This window comes from Rhizobium sp. ZPR4 (assembly GCF_040215725.1).
Taxonomy (GTDB): Bacteria; Pseudomonadota; Alphaproteobacteria; order Rhizobiales; family Rhizobiaceae; genus Rhizobium; species Rhizobium rhizogenes_D.
On the sequence record NZ_CP157971.1, the window covers coordinates 105,368 to 124,016 of the forward strand.

At 56.3% G+C, this 18,649-nt stretch carries 16 protein-coding genes; 14 read left to right on the plus strand and 2 right to left on the minus strand.

Going from position 1 to position 18,649, the window contains the following annotated elements:
* Positions 1-830: 830 nt before the first annotated feature.
* The 12 genes from ABOK31_RS34780 (at position 831) to ABOK31_RS34835 (ending at position 14,773) form a co-directional block, all read left to right on the plus strand.
* Positions 831-1,853: a BMP family ABC transporter substrate-binding protein gene (locus ABOK31_RS34780; RefSeq protein ID WP_349963238.1), complete on the plus strand. Its 1,023-nt coding sequence runs from the start codon at positions 831-833 to the stop codon at positions 1,851-1,853.
* Between the two features lie 50 nt (positions 1,854-1,903).
* Positions 1,904-3,427, plus strand: a complete 1,524-nt coding sequence (locus ABOK31_RS34785) for an ABC transporter ATP-binding protein (RefSeq protein WP_349963239.1) — start codon at positions 1,904-1,906, stop codon at positions 3,425-3,427.
* Positions 3,427-4,533 (plus strand): ABC transporter permease, encoded by a 1,107-nt coding sequence (locus tag ABOK31_RS34790; RefSeq protein WP_349963240.1) that lies wholly within the window; start codon positions 3,427-3,429, stop codon positions 4,531-4,533. Before ABOK31_RS34785 ends, ABOK31_RS34790 begins: the two co-directional genes overlap by 1 nt.
* Before the next feature lies 1 nt (position 4,534).
* Positions 4,535-5,806, plus strand: coding sequence for an ABC transporter permease (locus ABOK31_RS34795; protein WP_349963241.1), 1,272 nt, complete (start codon positions 4,535-4,537; stop codon positions 5,804-5,806).
* 175 nt (positions 5,807-5,981) lie between these two features.
* Positions 5,982-7,115, plus strand: a complete 1,134-nt coding sequence (locus ABOK31_RS34800) for a pyridoxal phosphate-dependent aminotransferase (RefSeq protein WP_349963242.1) — start codon at positions 5,982-5,984, stop codon at positions 7,113-7,115.
* 30 nt (positions 7,116-7,145) lie between these two features.
* Positions 7,146-7,928 (plus strand): SDR family oxidoreductase, encoded by a 783-nt coding sequence (locus ABOK31_RS34805; protein WP_349963243.1) that lies wholly within the window; start codon positions 7,146-7,148, stop codon positions 7,926-7,928.
* A gap of 9 nt (positions 7,929-7,937) precedes the next feature.
* Positions 7,938-8,819, plus strand: a complete 882-nt coding sequence (locus tag ABOK31_RS34810; protein WP_349963244.1) for an alpha/beta hydrolase — start codon at positions 7,938-7,940, stop codon at positions 8,817-8,819.
* Positions 8,816-10,057: a hydantoinase/carbamoylase family amidase gene (locus tag ABOK31_RS34815; protein ID WP_349963245.1), complete on the plus strand. Its 1,242-nt coding sequence runs from the start codon at positions 8,816-8,818 to the stop codon at positions 10,055-10,057. The genes ABOK31_RS34810 and ABOK31_RS34815 overlap by 4 nt, the downstream gene beginning before the upstream one ends.
* A gap of 9 nt (positions 10,058-10,066) precedes the next feature.
* Positions 10,067-10,840: a nucleoside phosphorylase gene (locus tag ABOK31_RS34820; protein ID WP_349963246.1), complete on the plus strand. Its 774-nt coding sequence runs from the start codon at positions 10,067-10,069 to the stop codon at positions 10,838-10,840.
* Between the two features lie 19 nt (positions 10,841-10,859).
* Positions 10,860-11,486, plus strand: coding sequence for a deoxyribose-phosphate aldolase (gene deoC / locus ABOK31_RS34825; RefSeq protein WP_349963304.1), 627 nt, complete (start codon positions 10,860-10,862; stop codon positions 11,484-11,486).
* A 255-nt stretch (positions 11,487-11,741) separates the two neighbouring features.
* Positions 11,742-13,322, plus strand: coding sequence for a Re/Si-specific NAD(P)(+) transhydrogenase subunit alpha (locus tag ABOK31_RS34830; RefSeq protein ID WP_349963247.1), 1,581 nt, complete (start codon positions 11,742-11,744; stop codon positions 13,320-13,322).
* A gap of 17 nt (positions 13,323-13,339) precedes the next feature.
* The gene (locus ABOK31_RS34835; protein ID WP_349963248.1) at positions 13,340-14,773 is read left to right on the plus strand and encodes an NAD(P)(+) transhydrogenase (Re/Si-specific) subunit beta; all 1,434 of its coding nucleotides are present in this window, start codon (positions 13,340-13,342) and stop codon (positions 14,771-14,773) included.
* 44 nt (positions 14,774-14,817) lie between these two features.
* Here the strand turns inward: ABOK31_RS34835 and ABOK31_RS34840 are convergent, their stop codons facing one another.
* Together ABOK31_RS34840 and ABOK31_RS34845 are read right to left on the minus strand one after the other, a co-directional pair.
* Positions 14,818-15,303 (minus strand): HutD family protein, encoded by a 486-nt coding sequence (locus ABOK31_RS34840; RefSeq protein ID WP_349963249.1) that lies wholly within the window; start codon positions 15,301-15,303, stop codon positions 14,818-14,820.
* 166 nt (positions 15,304-15,469) lie between these two features.
* On the minus strand, positions 15,470-16,360 hold the full coding sequence (locus ABOK31_RS34845; RefSeq protein WP_349963250.1) for a LysR family transcriptional regulator: 891 nt from the start codon (positions 16,358-16,360) through the stop codon (positions 15,470-15,472).
* Between the two features lie 151 nt (positions 16,361-16,511).
* On the opposite strand from ABOK31_RS34845, the gene ABOK31_RS34850 reads away from it, so the two are divergent.
* Both ABOK31_RS34850 and ABOK31_RS34855 read left to right on the plus strand, forming a co-directional pair.
* Positions 16,512-17,459, plus strand: a complete 948-nt coding sequence (locus ABOK31_RS34850; RefSeq protein WP_349963251.1) for a dihydrodipicolinate synthase family protein — start codon at positions 16,512-16,514, stop codon at positions 17,457-17,459.
* Entirely contained in the window at positions 17,456-18,649 is a 1,194-nt protein-coding gene (locus tag ABOK31_RS34855) for an FAD-binding oxidoreductase (RefSeq protein WP_349963252.1), read from the plus strand. The genes ABOK31_RS34850 and ABOK31_RS34855 overlap by 4 nt, the downstream gene beginning before the upstream one ends.

Here is an 18,649-nt window from a genome sequence, read left to right on the forward strand (position 1 = left end):
GTGATGAACCGCCGATAGGGACCCATTCTCATCCTGATCTCCTCAGTCTGATTTTGAAGAAACGATTCCGCCCCACGCTGAATATTGCCTCCTGTCACTTCCTATTGACGCTGTAGGACAGCATCGCGTAGCCCGCCCTGCCGAGGCCGCGCATTCGTCTTGCAGCGATGCAAGCTCCTCGAACTGAGCCTCCGTCCCCCGTCAAGCCGCGAGTTTCGCGCAAAGGCTTTCAAGCTCCGCCATCGCTTGGAGTATGTCGACGACTTCCGGCGATGACATCGCGCGAACCGTAGGACCCCGCCGCGCCTCCCAAGCAAGAAAGTTACGAGCCTCGAGACTGCGCAAGGCCTCTCGCACGGGAGGGTATAAAACGCGGTGCCAGCTCTTTCTCATCCAAGCTTTGGAGATATGGTGCCAGTAAGTATTTCTGCTTCGAGGCATATACGGATACGTTCGACGATGGTTGGGCCCGCTATGGTTGACATTCCTACTCCTGAAAAGATTGCGACGATCGGACCGGTAGACGCTCACAGTCCCCATCATCGCCTGCTTCGTGGAGAGTATACGAAATAGGCGATTGAGGATGCAACATCCTTATTAATGAAGAATTTTACGCGGACAATAAAGGTCAGGGCAGAATACTTGAGCGCAAAGACGGGCTCGAGGTCGGAATTTCGCTCCATATGGGCGAGCTGCAAGGTTGTGACACTTTTTTACGCGAATTAAGAATATCAGAATTGCATTTCTGCATACGGTATGCGTAGATATGGATACCTTGCGAGGCTGAACCTCGCGAGTGGCTCTGCAAAATTTATAAAAAGGGGATCACCATGCGTATCTGCAACACATTGGCTGGGGCACTCCTGGCTACGACTGTTATCGCCATGCCGGCTTTCGCGGAGAAGCACGTCACGGGTTGCGAACTAACCGATACTGGAGGGGTTGACGACCGTAGCTTCAATGAGACGGCGTGGCGCGGTATGAAACGTGCAGAAAAGGAACTCGGCATTTCGGCGAAGGTCGTGGAATCGCTGTCAGAGGTCGACTACGAGCCCAATATGACATCTGTGCTCGGTGGAAAGTGCGACGTTATCGTAACAGTCGGATTCTTATGGGGAAAGGCGACGGAGAAGTTCGCTAAAGCCAATCCTAATCAGAAGTTCTCGATTGTCGATTACTCCTACAATCCACCCCTTCCGAATATCCGTAGCCAGACATTTGCGACCGATGAAGCTGCCTTCCTTGCAGGTTACCTTTCCGCGGGCATGACTAAGACTGGTACCATCGGCGTTTTCGGTGGGATGAACATCCCGCCAGTCACGATCTTCATGGATGGCTACGTGCGCGGTATCAGGCACTACAATAAGGTTAAGGGCGCAAAGATAAACGTTTTGGGCTGGGACCCGGATACCAAGCAGGGCCTCTTCGTCAATAATTTTCGCTCATTGGACGATGGTCGGACTTTTGCGCAAAATCTCTACGACGAAGGTGCAGATATTGTCCTTCCTGTTGCGGGCACTGTCGGCCTCGGCAGCGCGGCCTTGGCAGACGAGCTTGGAGCTGAAAAGCTGAAGATACTCGGCGTCGATGCCGACATGGCTCTGACAAACGAAAAGTTCAAGGGCGTCTACCTCACCTCGATCATGAAGCGAATGGATAACACCACCTTCGAAGTCGTCAAAGCCGTTAAAGAAGGCACTTTTGCCGGGGGCGAACAGCGCGGCTCCCTCGCCAATGGCGGTGTGGATATCGCTCCCTTTCATGACTTGGACAAAGACGTTCCAGCAAATCTGAAGGCGGAACTCGCAGACGTCAGAGAGCAGATCGTATCGGGGAAACTCAGCGTCAAGTAAGGCGGATCCAGCGAAAGCTGGATCTTCCCTCCAACCGAATCGCGAAAATCATGATAATCACGCTCGATAAGATCACGAAGCGTTATGGAAGCTTCGTTGCGAACGAGGATATCTCGTTCACTGTAGCCTCCGGGGAAGTTCATTGCCTCTTGGGGGAAAATGGCGCCGGAAAAACCACCTTGATGAACGTCATCTATGGCTTGTCGCCGGCAGATGGAGGAAGGATACTCATAGACGGATCGGAAGTTAAATTTGCTAGTCCGAAAGATGCCATCGCCGCCGGCGTCGGCATGGTCCATCAACATTTCATGCTGATCCCTGCCTTCACAGTGGCGGAGAACATCGTTCTTGGGCAAGAACCCACCACGATGGGTGATCGCCTCGACCTCAGAACAGCTAGACAACGCGTTATCGATATTAGCGCCAAGTTCGGGCTAGGTGTGGATCCCGATGCGAAAATCGAAGACCTCCCGGTGGGCGCTCAGCAGCGCGTGGAAATTGCCAAGGTGCTGTACCGGGCGGCCGACGTTGTAATTTTCGACGAACCGACCGCCGTGCTGACTCCTCAGGAGGTGGAGGGCTTCTTTGATATTGTCCGTGGGCTTCGTACTGCTGGCAAGGCAGTCCTCTTGATCACTCACAAGCTCAACGAGGTTATGGAGATTGCGGACAAGATCACTGTCTTGAGACACGGTCGCGTCGTTGGCCAGTCCGATCCAAAGGATAGCACCCCCCAATCGCTGGCAAACATGATGGTTGGCCGCCCCGTCTCGCTGCAGGTCGATAAGCAGACCGCAGTCGTCGGCAAGCCTGTTCTGGAACTAAGGGAAGTCTTCACAGCTGACGACCATGCCAAAACCGCTCTTTCGGACATCAACCTTGCAGTCCGGTCCGGGGAGATTGTTGGTATCGCTGGTGTTCACGGGAATGGGCAAACAGAGCTGATCGATGTTGCGGCCGGCCTGTCGCCGCATGCGAGTGGTAGCGTCTGGATTGACGGACGTTACGTCGACAATATCGGCGCCCGCGGACGACACGAAATAGGGCTTGGTCACATACCCGAGGACAGAACGCATTGTGGCTTGGCGCTCTCGATGTCCATCGTCGAAAACTCGGCTCTGAACAGCTACTATGAGTCCCGCTTTTCTTCGCTCGGACAGGTAGATTGGCCGAGTGTCAAGGCGGTTACGAACGACCTCGTGAAAGAATTCGACGTCCGAACCAACAACGTCGACTTGCCCGCTTCTTCTCTATCCGGAGGGAACCAGCAGAAAGTCGTCATCGCACGAGAAATGAGCCGACCGATCAAGGCGCTCATTGCGGCTCAACCGACGCGTGGCGTGGATGTCGGATCTATCGAATACATCCACAAGCGGATCGTCGAAGCGCGCGATCAGGGCGTTGGCGTGCTGTTGGTTTCGACAGAGCTTGATGAGGTGTTAGCGCTCTCCGACCGGATCCTGGTCCTTTATCACGGGAGGATCGTGGCGGAGTTCGAAGGGAAAATGGAAAACCGAGAATTGATCGGTTTGGCGATGGCAGGTGTCGCGCCGCCCCAAAAGGGACTTCAGTAATGAATATCGCAGCTACAAAATCACGCTCTTTAGTAGGGACTAGCGGCGCGGTGGCATCGATCCTATTGGTCGTGCTCGCGCTCATAACCGCGCTTGCAGTCGCAATCGCCATCATGCTCGTATCCGGCGTTTCGACTGAAGGTGCGTTCATAGCGCTCCGATCCCTGGCTATCGGCGCATTCGGCTCTCCGCAAGGCCTGTCAGAGACGCTTGTGGCATCCACGCCGTTAATCATCGCTGGAGCCGCATTCATCGTTGGCGCGCGCGCTGGACTATTCAACATTGGCCTGGAAGGGCAATTGCTGGTCGGAGGTATGGCTGGTCTGGTGGCAGGATTTAGTTGCCCAGGCTTGCCAACGGTAGTTCACATTCCGCTTGCGCTGGCGTGTGCGTTTACAGCAGGGGCAATGTGGTCGGGATTAGCTGGATGGATGAAGGTATCAAGTGGAGCGCACGAGGTCATCACGACCATCATGCTCAATTTCGTCGCTCTTCGCTTTGTTGAGTTCCTTCTGAGAAATCCGCCGGTGCAAAATCCAGACCGGTCAGACCCGATATCTCGGTCAGTCCTTGATTCTGCTGCGCTACCTCAGCTTCTTGGATGGGTAGATCCGTCCCTGCGCGTAAACTTCGGCTTTTTACTTGCTCTCGGGGCCGCTCTTGCTGTGGCTTTTCTTCTCTGGCGGACAAAACTGGGGTTCGAAATCCGGGTAATGGGGGCAAGCCCCATGGCCGGCCGAGTCGCAGGCATGAGTCCGGCGAAAACGATTATTCTGGCCATGATGATTTCCGGTGGTATTGCCGGGTTGGCGGGTGCCAGCCTGACCTTGGGTGTGCTCGGTCGTGCGACACCGGGCTTCACAGGTGGCCTTGGGTTCGAAGCGATTGCGGTCGCACTACTGGCCCGTCTCCATCCTGTAGGTGTTGTCTTCTCAGGGATCCTTTTCGGTGGACTGATTGCCGGTGGTCGTCAAATGAGTGTGGTGGCCGACGTCAGCATCGACCTCGTAACCGTCATCGAAGCGATCGTTCTGCTTTTTATCGCCGCCCCGATTCTGATCAAGCGGCTCTACCCGTTCGTATTCCAGTCGGGCAAGGAGGTCTGACATGTCTAGTTCCGCAATTGTTCAGGCTGAGCAGAAAGCTCCAGTCGATCCCGCGCTGCGCAAGCGTAATCGCATCGTCGGCCTCCTGCTCATTCTTATAGCAGTAGTAATCGCTGTAAGTTTGGGTCACAACTTGGCAGGCAGTGCAACATTCAATCTCGATCCGCCAAGGGCAGACTGGAAAATTGGAGCACTGCATATTCCCGCTGGCCCATATATATACGTGGTTTCGGCGATTGTCGCCCTGTTGGGATTCAATCTCCTTCTGAAGGCAGAATCCAAATCGACGAACCTTTTGCTGGGGATCGCGCTGGCTCTCGCGACGACAGCGTTCCTGACTTGGGCGACGGCGGACAAATCATTGTCCTTGGTTGGCCTTCTTCAAGCCACGGTCGTTCGTGCTGTTCCCATCGCATTTGGCGGGTTAGCCGGCGTGCTCTGCGAGCGAGTTGGTATCGTCAATATCGGAATCGAGGGGATGATGCTTGCGGGAGCTTTCACCGGTGCGGTTATTGGCTCCCTCCTCGGTGGTTACAGCGGGCTCTTGGCTGCTACAATTGTCGGTGGCCTTCTCGGCTGGCTACTGGCGATCCTGACGGTCAGGTTCCTTCTGGACCACATTATCGCAGGCGTCGTAATCAATATGCTGGTCCTTGGCTTAACCAGTTATGCTGCAAGCCAAGTGCTCGTCAGAAGTCCAAGCTTGAATCATGCACCAATCTTCCGCGCGATTGAAATTCCGATCTTGAGCCAAATACCATTGCTCGGACCGGTCCTATTTGCGCAGAATCTTTTCGTATATGCCGCCCTGATAATGATTGTAGGCACAACCTACTATCTGTTTCATACTCGATTCGGCCTACGTGCGCGATCGGTTGGCGAGTACCCTCGCGCTGCAGATACCTTAGGCATCGACGTATTCCGTACCCGCACCCTCCACGTTGTACTCGGCGGGATGGTTGCCGGCTTCGGAGGAGCATGGTTCACTCTGGGGGCAGTTGGCCAGTTCGATGAAAATATGACTGCAGGACGCGGCTTCATAGGACTGGCTGCGATGATCTTTGGCCGCTGGCATCCAATAGGCGTCTTGGCCGCCGCGCTGGTCTTTGGATTTGCCGACACTCTGCAGCAGAAACTCATAATATTGCAGACGCCTGTGCCGTCCGACTTTCTGGCGATGGCCCCGTATATTGTGACCATTATTGTCGTTGCAGGACTGGTTGGGCGGGCGCGTGCCCCGGCCGCTGATGGGCACAATTACGTCAAATCCTAACATTCTCGTCAGATCGCGTCTGCGTCTATCGAGCCAACCGTGGTCCTTCCGCGGTTGGCTCGATGCCGCTTCGCGATACTTGTATGCAAATTGCAAAAATATGGATACATAATATTGACATCGGTCTACAGGAATGCAAACTCTGGCTATCGGGATTGATGAAGGGGAATTCGCAATGAAGAGATTTGAAAGTCGCAACGGGCATTTCGACCGCTTGGTCGCAAATGCCGATCTGCGGTGGATGGGACAGAATACAAACCACGTACCAGCGCATCCCGCCGTGTTCGAGGCAATGCAGAAGTGCATTCGCGACGAAGGCTTTCACATCTACGCGCCGCCGCTAGGCTTTGAGGCTCTACGCCAAGGGATCATCGATGATCTCGGCTTGCCCGGCCTAACTGCCATGGTGACGGACGGAGCAGTCGAAGCTTTGTACCATGCCTGCCATACTCTTCTTCAGCCTGGCGACGAATTCGTAACCACCGATCCGACTTGGAACTGGCCGATGGCTTTCGCGCGGTCCAAGGGCGCCGAAGTGAAGCAGGTTCCCATTTATGGAGAGGAATACGGCTATCGTCTTTCCGCAGAGCGGCTCGCAGCAGCAATCACGCCGAAGACGAAGATTGTCTATCTCGTTGACCCTAACAACCCGCTCGGTACCGCCTGCACGGCGGAAGAGATCTCGACGATCGTGGATGTCGTGAAAAAGGCAGGGGCGTACCTGATCCACGATTGCACCTACCGCGATTTCGCCTACGATCACACTCTTGCCGCGAAAATCTATCCAGAGAAGACGCTAACGATCTATAGCTTCTCGAAGTGGTCGGGCCTTGCGGGTCTGCGCGTGGGAGCTGTTATTTCAAATCCTGACCTGATCGAAGCGCTCTCTGCTTCGCCGCCGAACAATCTCGGATCCAATATCGTCTCCCAGCATGCCGCAATCGCCGCGCTGTCGATCAAGAAAGAGTGGTTCCCGAAAGTTCTGCAAGTCACGCGCGACAACCAGAAGGTCGTTAAAGATGCGTGTGACAAGATTGATCGTTTGGTTGTGCCGGTATTTCCTTCGAACGGCAATTTCCTTGTTGTGGAAACCCAAAAGCTCGGCATCGCACCCGAAGCACTGGTGGCGGCCTACCAAAACCACAACATCATGATCCGACAGGGTGCCTATCACACGCCAAAGTTCGGTGACCGCTTCATCAAGGTCAGCGTCAGTGTTCCACAAGAGTGGGCCGAGGAGTTTGCTCACATTCTCCCGCAAGTCATCGAGGAAGCCCGAACTCTGAAAATCGACGCCGGCAATTTCTAAAATCAACGCGCAAACAGAAGAAGAACGACTATGGATCTATTTCTCAGTGGCAAAAAAGTTCTCATCACCGGCGCATCACAGGGCATCGGCGAAGCACTTGCCAAGACGTTAGCCGAAGAAGGCTGCCATCTGCACTTGGTGGCCCGCTCGGGCGACAAGCTGGAAGCAATTCGGCAGGAAATCCTCAATGCTAATCGGGTCAACGTAACTGTGCAGGCCGTCGATTTGACGGCAGACGGTGCCGTAGAGGCAGTTGTTGAAGCAGCCGGCGATATCGATGTTCTCGTTAACAACGCTGGCGCGATCCCGAGCGGAAGCCTCTGGGATGTCGACGCGACGCGTTGGCGCGACGGATGGGAGCTGAAGGTCTTCGGCTACATCAACATGACCAGAGCAGTCTATGCCAAGATGAAGGCTCGCGGTGGCGGGGTCATCATCAACAACATTGGTAACGGTGGCGAAGTCTTCGACCCGCAGTACGTTGCTGGTACAACCGGCAATGCGAGCCTTATGGCTTTCACGCGAGCCATGGGTGGTCACAGCCTCGACGACAATATCCGCGTAGTCGGCGTGAACCCGGGCCCGGTCGATACCGACCGTATCTATAACATGCTCAAGAAGCGTTCCGTTTCCATGTTTGGCTCCGAGGATCGCTACAAGGAACTCGAAGCCCGTTACCCACTTGGCCGACCGGCACATATGAGCGAAGTTGTTGACCTCATTGTCTTCCTGGCTTCGAAGCGCTCCGGCTACACGAGCGGTACGATCATGACTGTCGATGGTGGCATCGCATCTCGTCGTTCAATCATCTGAGGTGGAATAATGGCACGCGCGAGAACGTCAGACGGTATTGAGCTCTATTTCGAGGAATGCGGCAGTGGAGAGCCCATTCTCTTCGTCCACGAGTTCGGCGGCAACTACTGGAGTTGGGAACCGCAGATCGGTTATTTTGCGAGGCGCCACAAATGTCTGACGTTCGCCGCGCGGGGTTTTGCCCCCTCGGACATTCCAGAGGATGTGAGTGCTTACTCTCAGGCAAGGGCGGCAGATGACATTTTCGATGTTATGACTGCTGCTGGTATCGAAAAGGCCCATCTTATTGGCCTGTCTATGGGGGGGTTTGCGGTCCTCCATGCTGCCCTTCGCCGCCCTGACCGGGTCTGCTCAGCTGTTGCTGCTGGAACGGGCTACGGCGCCGAAAAAAAGTGGGAAGAATACTTCCGCGGCATTTCCGAAGGCGTTGCCAGCAAGTTTGAAACCGTCGGGGCGAAAGACTTCGCGCCGATTTACGCCTCTGGCCCCTCCCGAGTTCAGTTTCAGAACAAAGACCCGCGCGGGTGGGCTCTTTTTGCCGAGCGTCTCGGCAAGCACTCAGATCGCGGCGCGGCAAACACGATGCGCGGCGTGCAGATGCAAAGGCCGTCGCTTTATGATCTGGAAGAACAGTTCAAGGCTCTAGACGTACCCGTCCTGATAATGACTGGCGACGAAGACGACCATTGCCTGCAAACCGGTATTTTCCTGAAAAAGTCGATCAGCAGGGCAGGGCTCTCAGTTTTTCCGAAAGCAGGTCACACGTTGAACCTTGAAGAGCCAGATCTCTTCAATCGGGTCGTCGCAGAGTTTCTGGCACAGGTCCAGGCTGATAAGTGGGAAAGGCGTGATCCAAGAGCAAATGGTGCTCAGATCATGAAAACCGAATGATCGGCGACGTGCACGGTCACGTCGATGGGGAGCGCCTGTGGGCGCGGCTGATGGAGCTCGCCGAGTTTGGCAAGCGTCCAGATGGCGGCGTAGATCGCCAAACGCTGACCGTGGACGAAATCGCCGCTCGCGCTCAAATCGTGAGTTGGGCGCGAGACCTCGGTTTGACGCCCTACACTGATGTGGCGGCCAATCTGTTCCTTCGACTTGAAGGGCTTTCTCCTAAACTTGCGCCCGTCGTCGCCGGATCTCATATCGACACCCAGCCGACGGGTGGGAAATTTGATGGTGCTTTCGGTGTTATAAGTGCCCTCGAGGCCGTCAACGCTATCATCAGTTCGGGCAAACGAACCAATCGGTCGATCGAAGTCGTCGCATGGACAAACGAAGAAGCGTGCCGCTTTGCCCCCGGAATGACTGGATCGTGTGTCTTCACAAACAAGCTTTCGATTGGTGAGGCTGAGCTGCTAAAGGACGGACAAGGCGTCAGTCTGGCTCAAGCTCGCGATGCAGTGTTGGCGTCTGACGATGGCGTATCGTTGCGAGATTTGAACTGGCCGATCGCCAGTTACGTCGAACCTCACATTGAGCAGGCGACGCGTCTCGAAGAAGCGGGTTATCCCATTGGCGTTGTGACCGGCATCCAGGGAACGAGGCGGTACCGCGTCAAGATCCTCGGCGAGCCCGCGCATGCCGGGACCGCCGAACGAGGGGTTCGGCGAGACGCCCTGCTTGCTGCGGCGCGGATCATCAACTCGCTTGATCTTGAGACAGCAAAAATCGCTGGTTTCAAGTTCACTGTGGGCATGCTGAACGTCACGCCGAACGCCCCTTCCGTCGTCCCGCAAGAGGTCTTCTTTTCGATCGATATCAGACATGTTGATGATCAGGCGGTCGATGCGATCGCCAAGTGTATTCATAGCATCGTTGAGCGCGAAAAAGGCCCCTGCGGGGCTATTGTTAAGGAGATCACGCATGCTCCATCGGTTCATTTCGACGCCGAGATTCAAAATAAGATTGCTGCATGTGCTGATGCTGTTGGAATACCGCACATGCCCGTATTCTCAGCTGCAGGCCATGACGCACGCCAGCTTAGTTACATCGCACCCTCCGGAATGATTTTCGTCCCTTGCAAAGGCGGCATTAGCCATTCGCCGGAAGAATGGGCCGAACCTGAGCATTTGACAGCCGCGACAAAAATCCTCGCCGAACTGCTTGTGCAGCTGGCTGACGAATAAGGAGTGATCATGCAAAGTGAAAAACAGCAAGCACGTGGTAAGCGTCATGTCGATATACGCGGCGTCGAGCTACCGAGATGCGTCCTCGTTCCGGGGGATCCCGGAAGAGTGCCGATAATGGGCAAAACCTGGGACAGTTACGAAGAGATCTCTTTTACCCGCGAGTTTCGACTTGCCAGAGGAATGGCCAATGGATCGCCGATCGCCGCATGCTCATCCGGGATCGGTGGCCCATCAACTGAAATAGCGGTCCTGGAGCTTGCTGAAGCTGGCCCGGACACCTTTATCCGCGTAGGCACTTGTGGGTCACTGCAGGAGCACATTGCTCCAGGCGATCTCGTAATTTCCCATGGCGCGGTCCGGATGACTGGGACCGTCGATGCGTATGTAAACAGGGAATATCCGTCGGTTGCCGATTTGGCCGTCACGAACGCCCTCATTGCTGCGTGCGAAGAGCTTGGGTATCGCTATCACGTCGGGCTCACCGCAAGCGTCGACTCGTTTTATGGGGGCGAGGGCAACGCAATCCCTGGCGGGCATCAACTGACAGACCTAGAGGGTCCGGCCGATTATCTTAAGTCGCGCAAGGTTGCCTCTATGGAGATGGAGGCTGCCACTCTCTTCGTCCTCGGATCGCTTTTTAATCTCCGAACGGGAAGCATTTGTGCTGTCGGTTCCAATAGAGCGACTGGAGAGCGCAGAGAAGTAGAAGAATCCGTGATCGCTGCTTGTAGGGTAGCGACACTAGCAGCAGCGCGTTTAACGGGAGCCCCGAGTGCTTGACAGTTTGAAACTTTCTTCGATGATTGACCACACGAACCTTCGACCTGAGGCGACAGAGGCCGACATCGAACGCTATTGCGCAGAGGCAATTGAACACCGATTCAAGGCGGTCTGCGTCAATCCGATCCATATCCCGCGGGTTGCAGCACGGCTTTCCGGATCCGCTGTCCTCACCTGCTCAGTAGTAGGATTTCCCTTGGGAGCCGTCCCGACGATAATCAAGAATTTCGAGACGGAATTGGTGCTTTCGCAAGGGGCAAAAGAGATCGACATGGTCATATCGGTGGGGGACCTGAAGAGCGGCAACATCAGGGCGGTCGAGGAAGAGATCGCAGCATTGAAGCGGACGTGTGGAGACGCAGTCCTGAAGGTTATTTTCGAAACGTGTCTGCTTACGGACGCGGAGATCGTTGCCGCATGCAAAGCCTCGCAGAACGCCGGCGCCGATTTCGTCAAGACATCGACAGGTTTTGCGGCTCGTGGAGCAATTGTTGAACATGTCGCACTGATGCGAAAGACAGTTGGAGATGACATGGGCGTTAAGGCTTCTGGTGGCATCTCGACGCGAGAAATGGCCGAAGCAATGGCCACCGCTGGAGCAAATCGGATCGGCGCAAGCAAGAGTGTCGCGATCATCGACGGCTAATCGAAGATCGGGCGAGACGACGACGTCAAGAAGAATTCGGTGGTCCCAATGTGGGACTACCAAAATAGCATCGCATTCAATGCGCTATATCGCCTGTATAAACTGGGCAAAGGGTCAACCTCGATGATCAATTTCGCCAGCGAAGCCAGGGCACCGGAAGCAGACTGAGCATCCGTCCCTCCTCCTAGTGGTCACTGCGAATATTGCGCCAAACGTTTGTCGAACAACGTCTGGGAGTAGGAGGGCTTGAAACACATGCTTCAGAAAATCGGAGCTCTTAAAGAGCGAGCACCGCGAGAATCGCGAGTCGCGATGACCCCCGACAGTGCGATCCAGCTGCAAAAACTCGGTCATGGCTGTGTGATAGAAGCAGGAGCCGGGCAAGCGGCAGGGTTCTCTGACGATGACTATCGCGATGCCGGTGTGGCAGTCGTTGCGAATGCAACGGCGGTCTTGGAGACTGCGGGTCTGCTTGTCAAGTTGAGACCCCCAGAAAATGTTGAGGTTGAACGGCTGCGCGCGGGCCAGACATTGATCTCCTTTTTCTATCCGGGTCAGAATACTGCCCTCCTGGAGCAGGTCGCCACCACTGGCGCAAATGTCATCGCCATGGACATGGTGCCGCGCATTTCCCGCGCCCAGAAAATGGATGCGCTCTCCTCCATGGCCAATATCGCCGGTTATCGTGCGGTCATCGAGGCGGGGAATAATTTCGGCCGCTTCTTCACCGGTCAGGTCACCGCCGCCGGCAAGGTGCCGCCTGCCAAGGTTCTGGTCATCGGTGCCGGCGTCGCCGGTCTTGCCGCCATCGGCACGGCCACATCGCTCGGCGCGATCACCTACGCCTTCGACGTGCGCCCTGAAGTTGCCGAGCAGATCGAATCCATGGGCGCTGAGTTCGTCTATCTCGATTTCGCCGACCAGCAGCAGGATGGCGCAGCGACCGGCGGTTATGCCGCCCCCTCCTCGCCGGAATTCCGCGAGAAGCAGTTGGAGAAGTTCCGCGAACTCGCACCGCAGATCGATATCGTCATCACCACGGCGCTGATCCCCGGTCGCGACGCCCCGAAACTGTGGCTTGCCGACATGGTGGCGATGATGAAGCCCGGTTCGGTCATCATCGACCTCGCCGCCGAGCGCGGCGGCAATTGCGATTTGACGGTTCCCGACCAGCGCGTCGTTTCCGACAATGGCGTCATCGTCATTGGCTACACGGATTTTCCGAGCCGCATGGCTGCCCAGGCGTCCACTCTTTACGCGACCAACATCCGCCATATGATCAGTGATCTTACGCCAGGCAAGGATGGCGTGATTGTCCATAATATGGAAGATGACATCGTCCGCAGTGTAACGGTGACTTTCGAAGGCGCCATCACCTATCCGCCACCACCGCCCAAGATCCGGGCGATCGCCACTCAAAAGCCCAAGGAAAAGCCGAAGGGACTGGCGCCGGAGGAGAAGCGCGCGGCCGAGACCGCCGCCTTCAAGGCTCAGACGAAGAGCCAGGGATTGCTGCTCGTTGCGGGTATGGCGCTGCTGCTTCTGGTCGGCGCCGTTGCGCCGGCCAGCTTCATGAGCCATTTCGTGGTCTTTGTACTTGCCTGTTTCATCGGCTTCCAGGTGATCTGGAATGTCAGCCATTCCCTCCACACGCCGCTGATGGCCGTGACGAATGCGGTCTCCGGCATCGTCATCCTCGGCGCGCTTCTTCAGGTCGGCTCGAGCCATTGGCTTGTCGTGGCGCTTGCCGCGCTTTCGGTGCTGGTCGCCACGATCAACATTGTCGGCGGCTTCCTCGTAACACGCCGCATGCTCGCCATGTTCCAAAAGTCCTGAGCTAGAGGCCATAATCCATGACCATCGGTATCGTTTCGGCCGCCTATATCTCCGCGGCTGTTCTCTTCATCCTGTCCCTTGGCGGTCTTTCCGGTCAGGAAAGCGCCAAGCGCGCCGTCTGGTACGGCATTGGCGGGATGGCGCTCGCAGTCGTCGCCACTATTTTCGGACCCGGCGTGGGCAACTGGATCATCATCCTGTTGATGATCGCCGGCGGCTCGGTGCTCGGATATTATGGCGCTTCGCGCGTGCAGATGACCGAAATGCCGCAGCTTGTGGCCGCACTCCATTCCTTTGTCGGCCTTGCCGCCGTCTTCATCGGTTTCAACGCTCATATCGAAGCGGCCAACATTGCTAGCCTGGACGAGGCGTCGCGATCGGCACTGTCAGGCTTTGCTGGCATCCTCGCCCACAAGCCCCCTGTCGAGCTTGCCATCATGAAAGTCGAGGTCTTCCTCGGCGTGTTCATCGGCGCCGTCACCTTCACCGGCTCGGTCATTGCCTTCGGCAAGCTGGCCGGCAAGGTTGACGGCAAGGCGAAGAAGCTGCCGGGCGGCCATCTGCTTAATGCCGGTGCGGCGCTGCTGTCGGTCATCCTGCTGGTGATGTATTTCAATGGCGCCGGCGCCTGGGCGCTCGTCCTGATGACGTTTGCCGCCTTCTTTATGGGCTATCACCTGATCATAAGCATCGGCGGCGCCGACATGCCGGTGGTGGTATCGATGCTGAATTCCTATTCTGGCTGGGCGGCCGCCGCCATCGGTTTCACGCTTGGCAACGATCTGCTGATCGTTACCGGCGCCCTGGTCGGCTCCTCAGGTGCGATCCTGTCCTACATCATGTGCAAGGCGATGAACCGCTCCTTCGCCTCGGTCATCCTCGGCGGCTTCCGCGGGGTGGCCGGTCCGGCGATGGAGATCGTCGGCGAGCAGGTCGTGATCGATGCCGATGGTGTGGCGGCAGCGCTCGACGACGCCGACTCGATCATCATCGTGCCCGGCTATGGTATGGCGGTGGCGCAGGCGCAGCAGTCCGTCTCGGAACTGACGCGTAAGCTGCGCGCCGCCGGCAAGAGCGTGCGCTTTGCCATCCATCCCGTCGCCGGCCGCCTTCCGGGCCACATGAACGTGCTGCTCGCCGAGGCCAAGGTGCCCTACGATATCGTTCTCGAAATGGACGAGATCAACGAGGACTTCCACGAGACGGACGTGGTCATCGTCATCGGCTCCAATGACATCGTCAACCCGGCAGCGCAGGAAGATCCGAACTCGCCGATTGCGGGGATGCCGGTGCTCGAAGTCTGGAAGGCAAAGCAGGTGTTTGTTTCCAAGCGTGGCCAAGGCACCGGCTACTCCGGCATCGAAAACCCGCTATTCTACAAGGACAACACGCGTATGTTCTACGGCGATGCCAAGACTTCGATCTCAAAGCTCCTGCTAGCGATAAGCTAATATCTATTCTGGCGACCGGCGTCTTAAGATTGGTAGTGATCCGATCAGCTGGAACCTTGAAGTGGAACGTTGATTGACGAATGAGACATACGAAGCGCACGGCTCCGCTCATGACGACGGCAAGCTGCATAAGGTGCTGCAAAACCTCCAGAAAAACAATATGTGACCACTGTGTCTTCTCTCTGACTGCAAATCTCAGGCCGATGTGATTTAAACAAGATAGAAGGCAGCGGCGTCGCCGGCAGGCACAACGTAGCCATTTTCGAGCCGCCGAGTACGAGCGCATCAAACGCCTGGAGGCCAGTGAGGCCATCGTCGGTGGAAACGCCGAGCGACTCGAGCGCCAGGAGCAGCCGTTGTCCGGACGATGCTGGAATATCCTTCGATGCCGACGCGGAATCGTGCGAGAGCGTGTGCCGGAACACGCCGCGCCGCGTTAATCCGTTGAGGTCGGTGATCGGCCTGTCAGCAAGGCGGCTCGAGGTAGGCGCATCGGCCGGCAAGGCGAGTTGGTGCGACTGCGGCGTCAACAGCGTCTCGCCGAGCCCTTCGACGGTAATAGCCTTCGCTGCCCCGGCGTACCCTCGAGGACGTCGAGGGCAAAATCTTGTCGGGCGTGAACGGACTCCATCTGCGCATCGCGTTCCAGACTCATCGCCGTACTGCATTGAACCAGTTCCAATCGGCCAGAACGGATTATGTACCCCATCCCCGCATCTTGGCTTCGAGGGTCACCATCAGCTTAGCTGGCGCGCCGTGCAGCTGCCTACCCAGTCGGGATATCAAATGTACAGAAGTAGAATCGACTTCGTTGTCAGCGAATGGGACCGCTACTAGCTGCTGGGCAGATTGCCCGGTTAGAGCTCGCGGTAGGATAGTAACCACATGCCCTCCGGCTGCCATTTCCCGCATCATTAAGATGGAGGTGGTAGTGATTGCCGGCTCAAGCAAAATTCCGGATGCGGCCTCCGCTTTCGCAAGAATTTGACGAATGCGAAATTCTCGCGGCGGAAGACACAGTTCGTGCTCCGACAGATCTGAAACTGTTACATTTTTTTTGCTGGCAAGGGGATGCGATGGATGAGCCAACACAACCAAATCTAGCTGTACAGATACTCGCACTCGAATTTTGGGTTCTGGTTCGATTTGGAGCACGAGCCCTATATGAGCCTCATCCTCCCTGACCATGCGCACAATTTCAGTCGTTGCAGCGACACGGGTCTGAATACGTATGCCGCGATTAGCAAAATAAAAACCGTTAATGGTTTCAAAGAATCCGTTGCCGAGTAATCCTTCACCTACTGCCAACTGCACGAGCCCTGTTCGCACGCCGCGCAGACTCTCGATCCTCGAGTTGAAGCTATCGAGCTCAACCAGATTACTCCGATGGAACTCATAAGCCAAACGGCCAGCTTCGGTAAGCCTCACCGACCGGCGGCCACGTTCGATCAAGGGGACGCCCAGTTCCGTCTCTAGCTGCGCTATTTGGCGGCTGATCGAGGAAACTGCGATGCCAAGCTTTTCGCTTGCGAGCCGCATAGAGCCCTGCTTCGCGGCTTCGTAGAAATACCGCATTGCGGTTTCCATCTAATCTCCTCCCATTCGATTTTTTAGTTATATTGTCCAAAACGCAATGATGTCAATGAATCGATGCGCTGGACCGAACGTCGTGGGGACGAGTAAAAGCGTACTGAATACACTAAGTTGATCTAGAATCCGAAGTGATGAGGCAAACACAATGAATGACAAGCGGGCACGCGTTCAATGGCGCGGCTATATTCCGGCCATCACGACGCCGTTTGATGCCGAGCGCAAGCTTGACATAACCGGCCTTGGCTTATTGCTTGAATGGCTACACGCCGAAGGCATGCATGGGCTTGTCATTGGGGGTACGACGGGCGAATGGTTCAGTCTAAACGATCGTGAGCGCCATCAGTTATTTTCAGCTGCTGGTTCGCAGATGAGGGGACGCTTACCTCTGATCGCTGGATGTAGCGCGTACACACCGGATGAAGTTCTGCGCCATATAGAGCACGCTCATGGTTGCGGGTTTGAAGGCGTGCTGATCACACCCCCACCTTACGCTTTGCCCGATGAAAATGATCTCTTCGCCTTTTACGCCCACATTGCACAGCGCAGCCGGCTTCCCATCTGCATTTACAATTGGCCGCCCGGAACCAACATCGACATGTCGTTCGATCTGCTCAGCCGGCTGGCAGAGCTCGACGCAGTCGTCGCGATCAAACAATCGACGTCCGATCTTTCCCGATTCATTAAAACATTCTTCTCCCTCAAGGACCAGGTCCGGGTGTTTGGTTTGCCGATGGATGAGCTTGGCATCACCCTGGTCACAGCGCATGACGCTGACGGAACAATGGGCGCGGGCGGCGTACTTGGGCATTATCAGCCGGGCTTTTACGACAATCTTTGGAGAGGGGATGTGGACGCGGCGCGCGCATGCGGTGCTAAAGACCGCGTTTTGATGCGCGATTGGTTCACACCTGCGTTAACGGGGAAATTCGGGTCGGGCGCGGCAATATTGAAAGCAGCGCTCAACGCGAGAGGTCTTCCCGGCGGCTACGTGCGTCCCCCGTTCCAGGATGTCTCGTCGGCCGATGCGGCACAGATTGCCCAGACACTAAGGTCACTTGATTGTATTCCTGTCGGGAAGGTCCAAACGGTATGAAGCATCATGCCGATGTCTTGATAATCGGTGGAGGGCTTGTGGGCTGTGCGACAGCCTTCCACCTCGCACGAGCTGGACAATCGGTATTGCTCGTCGAGGCCGGGGACGTGAACGCGGTGGCCTCGGGGCAAAACGCAGGTTCGCTCCACTTCCAAATGGAGCGAAGATTTCTTGAACAAGGCGAGGCGCTGATGGAACAAGCCTCGCACGTTATCAGCCTGAATCGTCAAGCAATCCACGATTGGCGCGGCCTTGAAGACCTGCTGAGCGGCCCTCTCGGGGTTACGATGCGCGGAGGGTTGATGGTGGCCGAGACGCCGGAGCAGGTTGCCCTTCTTGAGCGCAAAGCCCGACTGGAAGAATCGGCCGGGATGGCTACGAAAATGATTGACCGCGCCGAAGCGCACGACATCGCGCCATACCTTGGTCCGCTCGTGACTGCGGCACTATGGGCGCCCGACGAGGGACACGCCGATCCGAAGAAAGTTACGCCAGCTTTTGCCGGGGCGGCCGAAGAGGCGGGCGCGACCATATTATCTCAAAGCCCGGTTCTAGCACTCGAGAAACGTAACAGGGGATTTGAGGCGAAACTTGGAGGTCTGCATCTGGATCAACCGGTGACGAGCAACAAGATCGTCATTGCCGCGGGCGCCTGGATCGCTCAGATCGCTGCCATGTTAAATTTGCACATGCCGATCTTTCCCCTCGGTCTTAGCATGAACGTCACAGAAAGATGTGGGCCTTTGATCCCGCACCTCGTGCAGCACGTCGGACGAAGGCTGTCTATGAAGCAAGCGGCGGCCGGCAACATCCTTGTAGGTGGCGGCTGGCCCAGCAAGCTTGCATGGCGACCTGATTGTGGATTTGACCTCTCGAAGCGACCAGAGCCGAAACGTGAATCCGTGGTGGGGAATCTGAAAGCCGCAATCGCCGTGGTGCCGCAGGTGGCTTCTCTCAATCTGATCCGGACGTGGACAGGTACGGTCGCGGTCTCTTCTGATCAGTTGCCGATTGTTGGTGAAGTCCCTCGAATGCCCGGGGTTTATGTTGCTGGCGGTGGATCAGCCTTTACGCTTGGTCCTACTTTTGCCAGGTTGCTTGCGGGAGAAATTCTTTCAGGTCGCAGAACCGAGGAATTTCAATATTTCTCCCCGGCGCGCTACGAACATTTAAACAGTTTCATGGGGTGA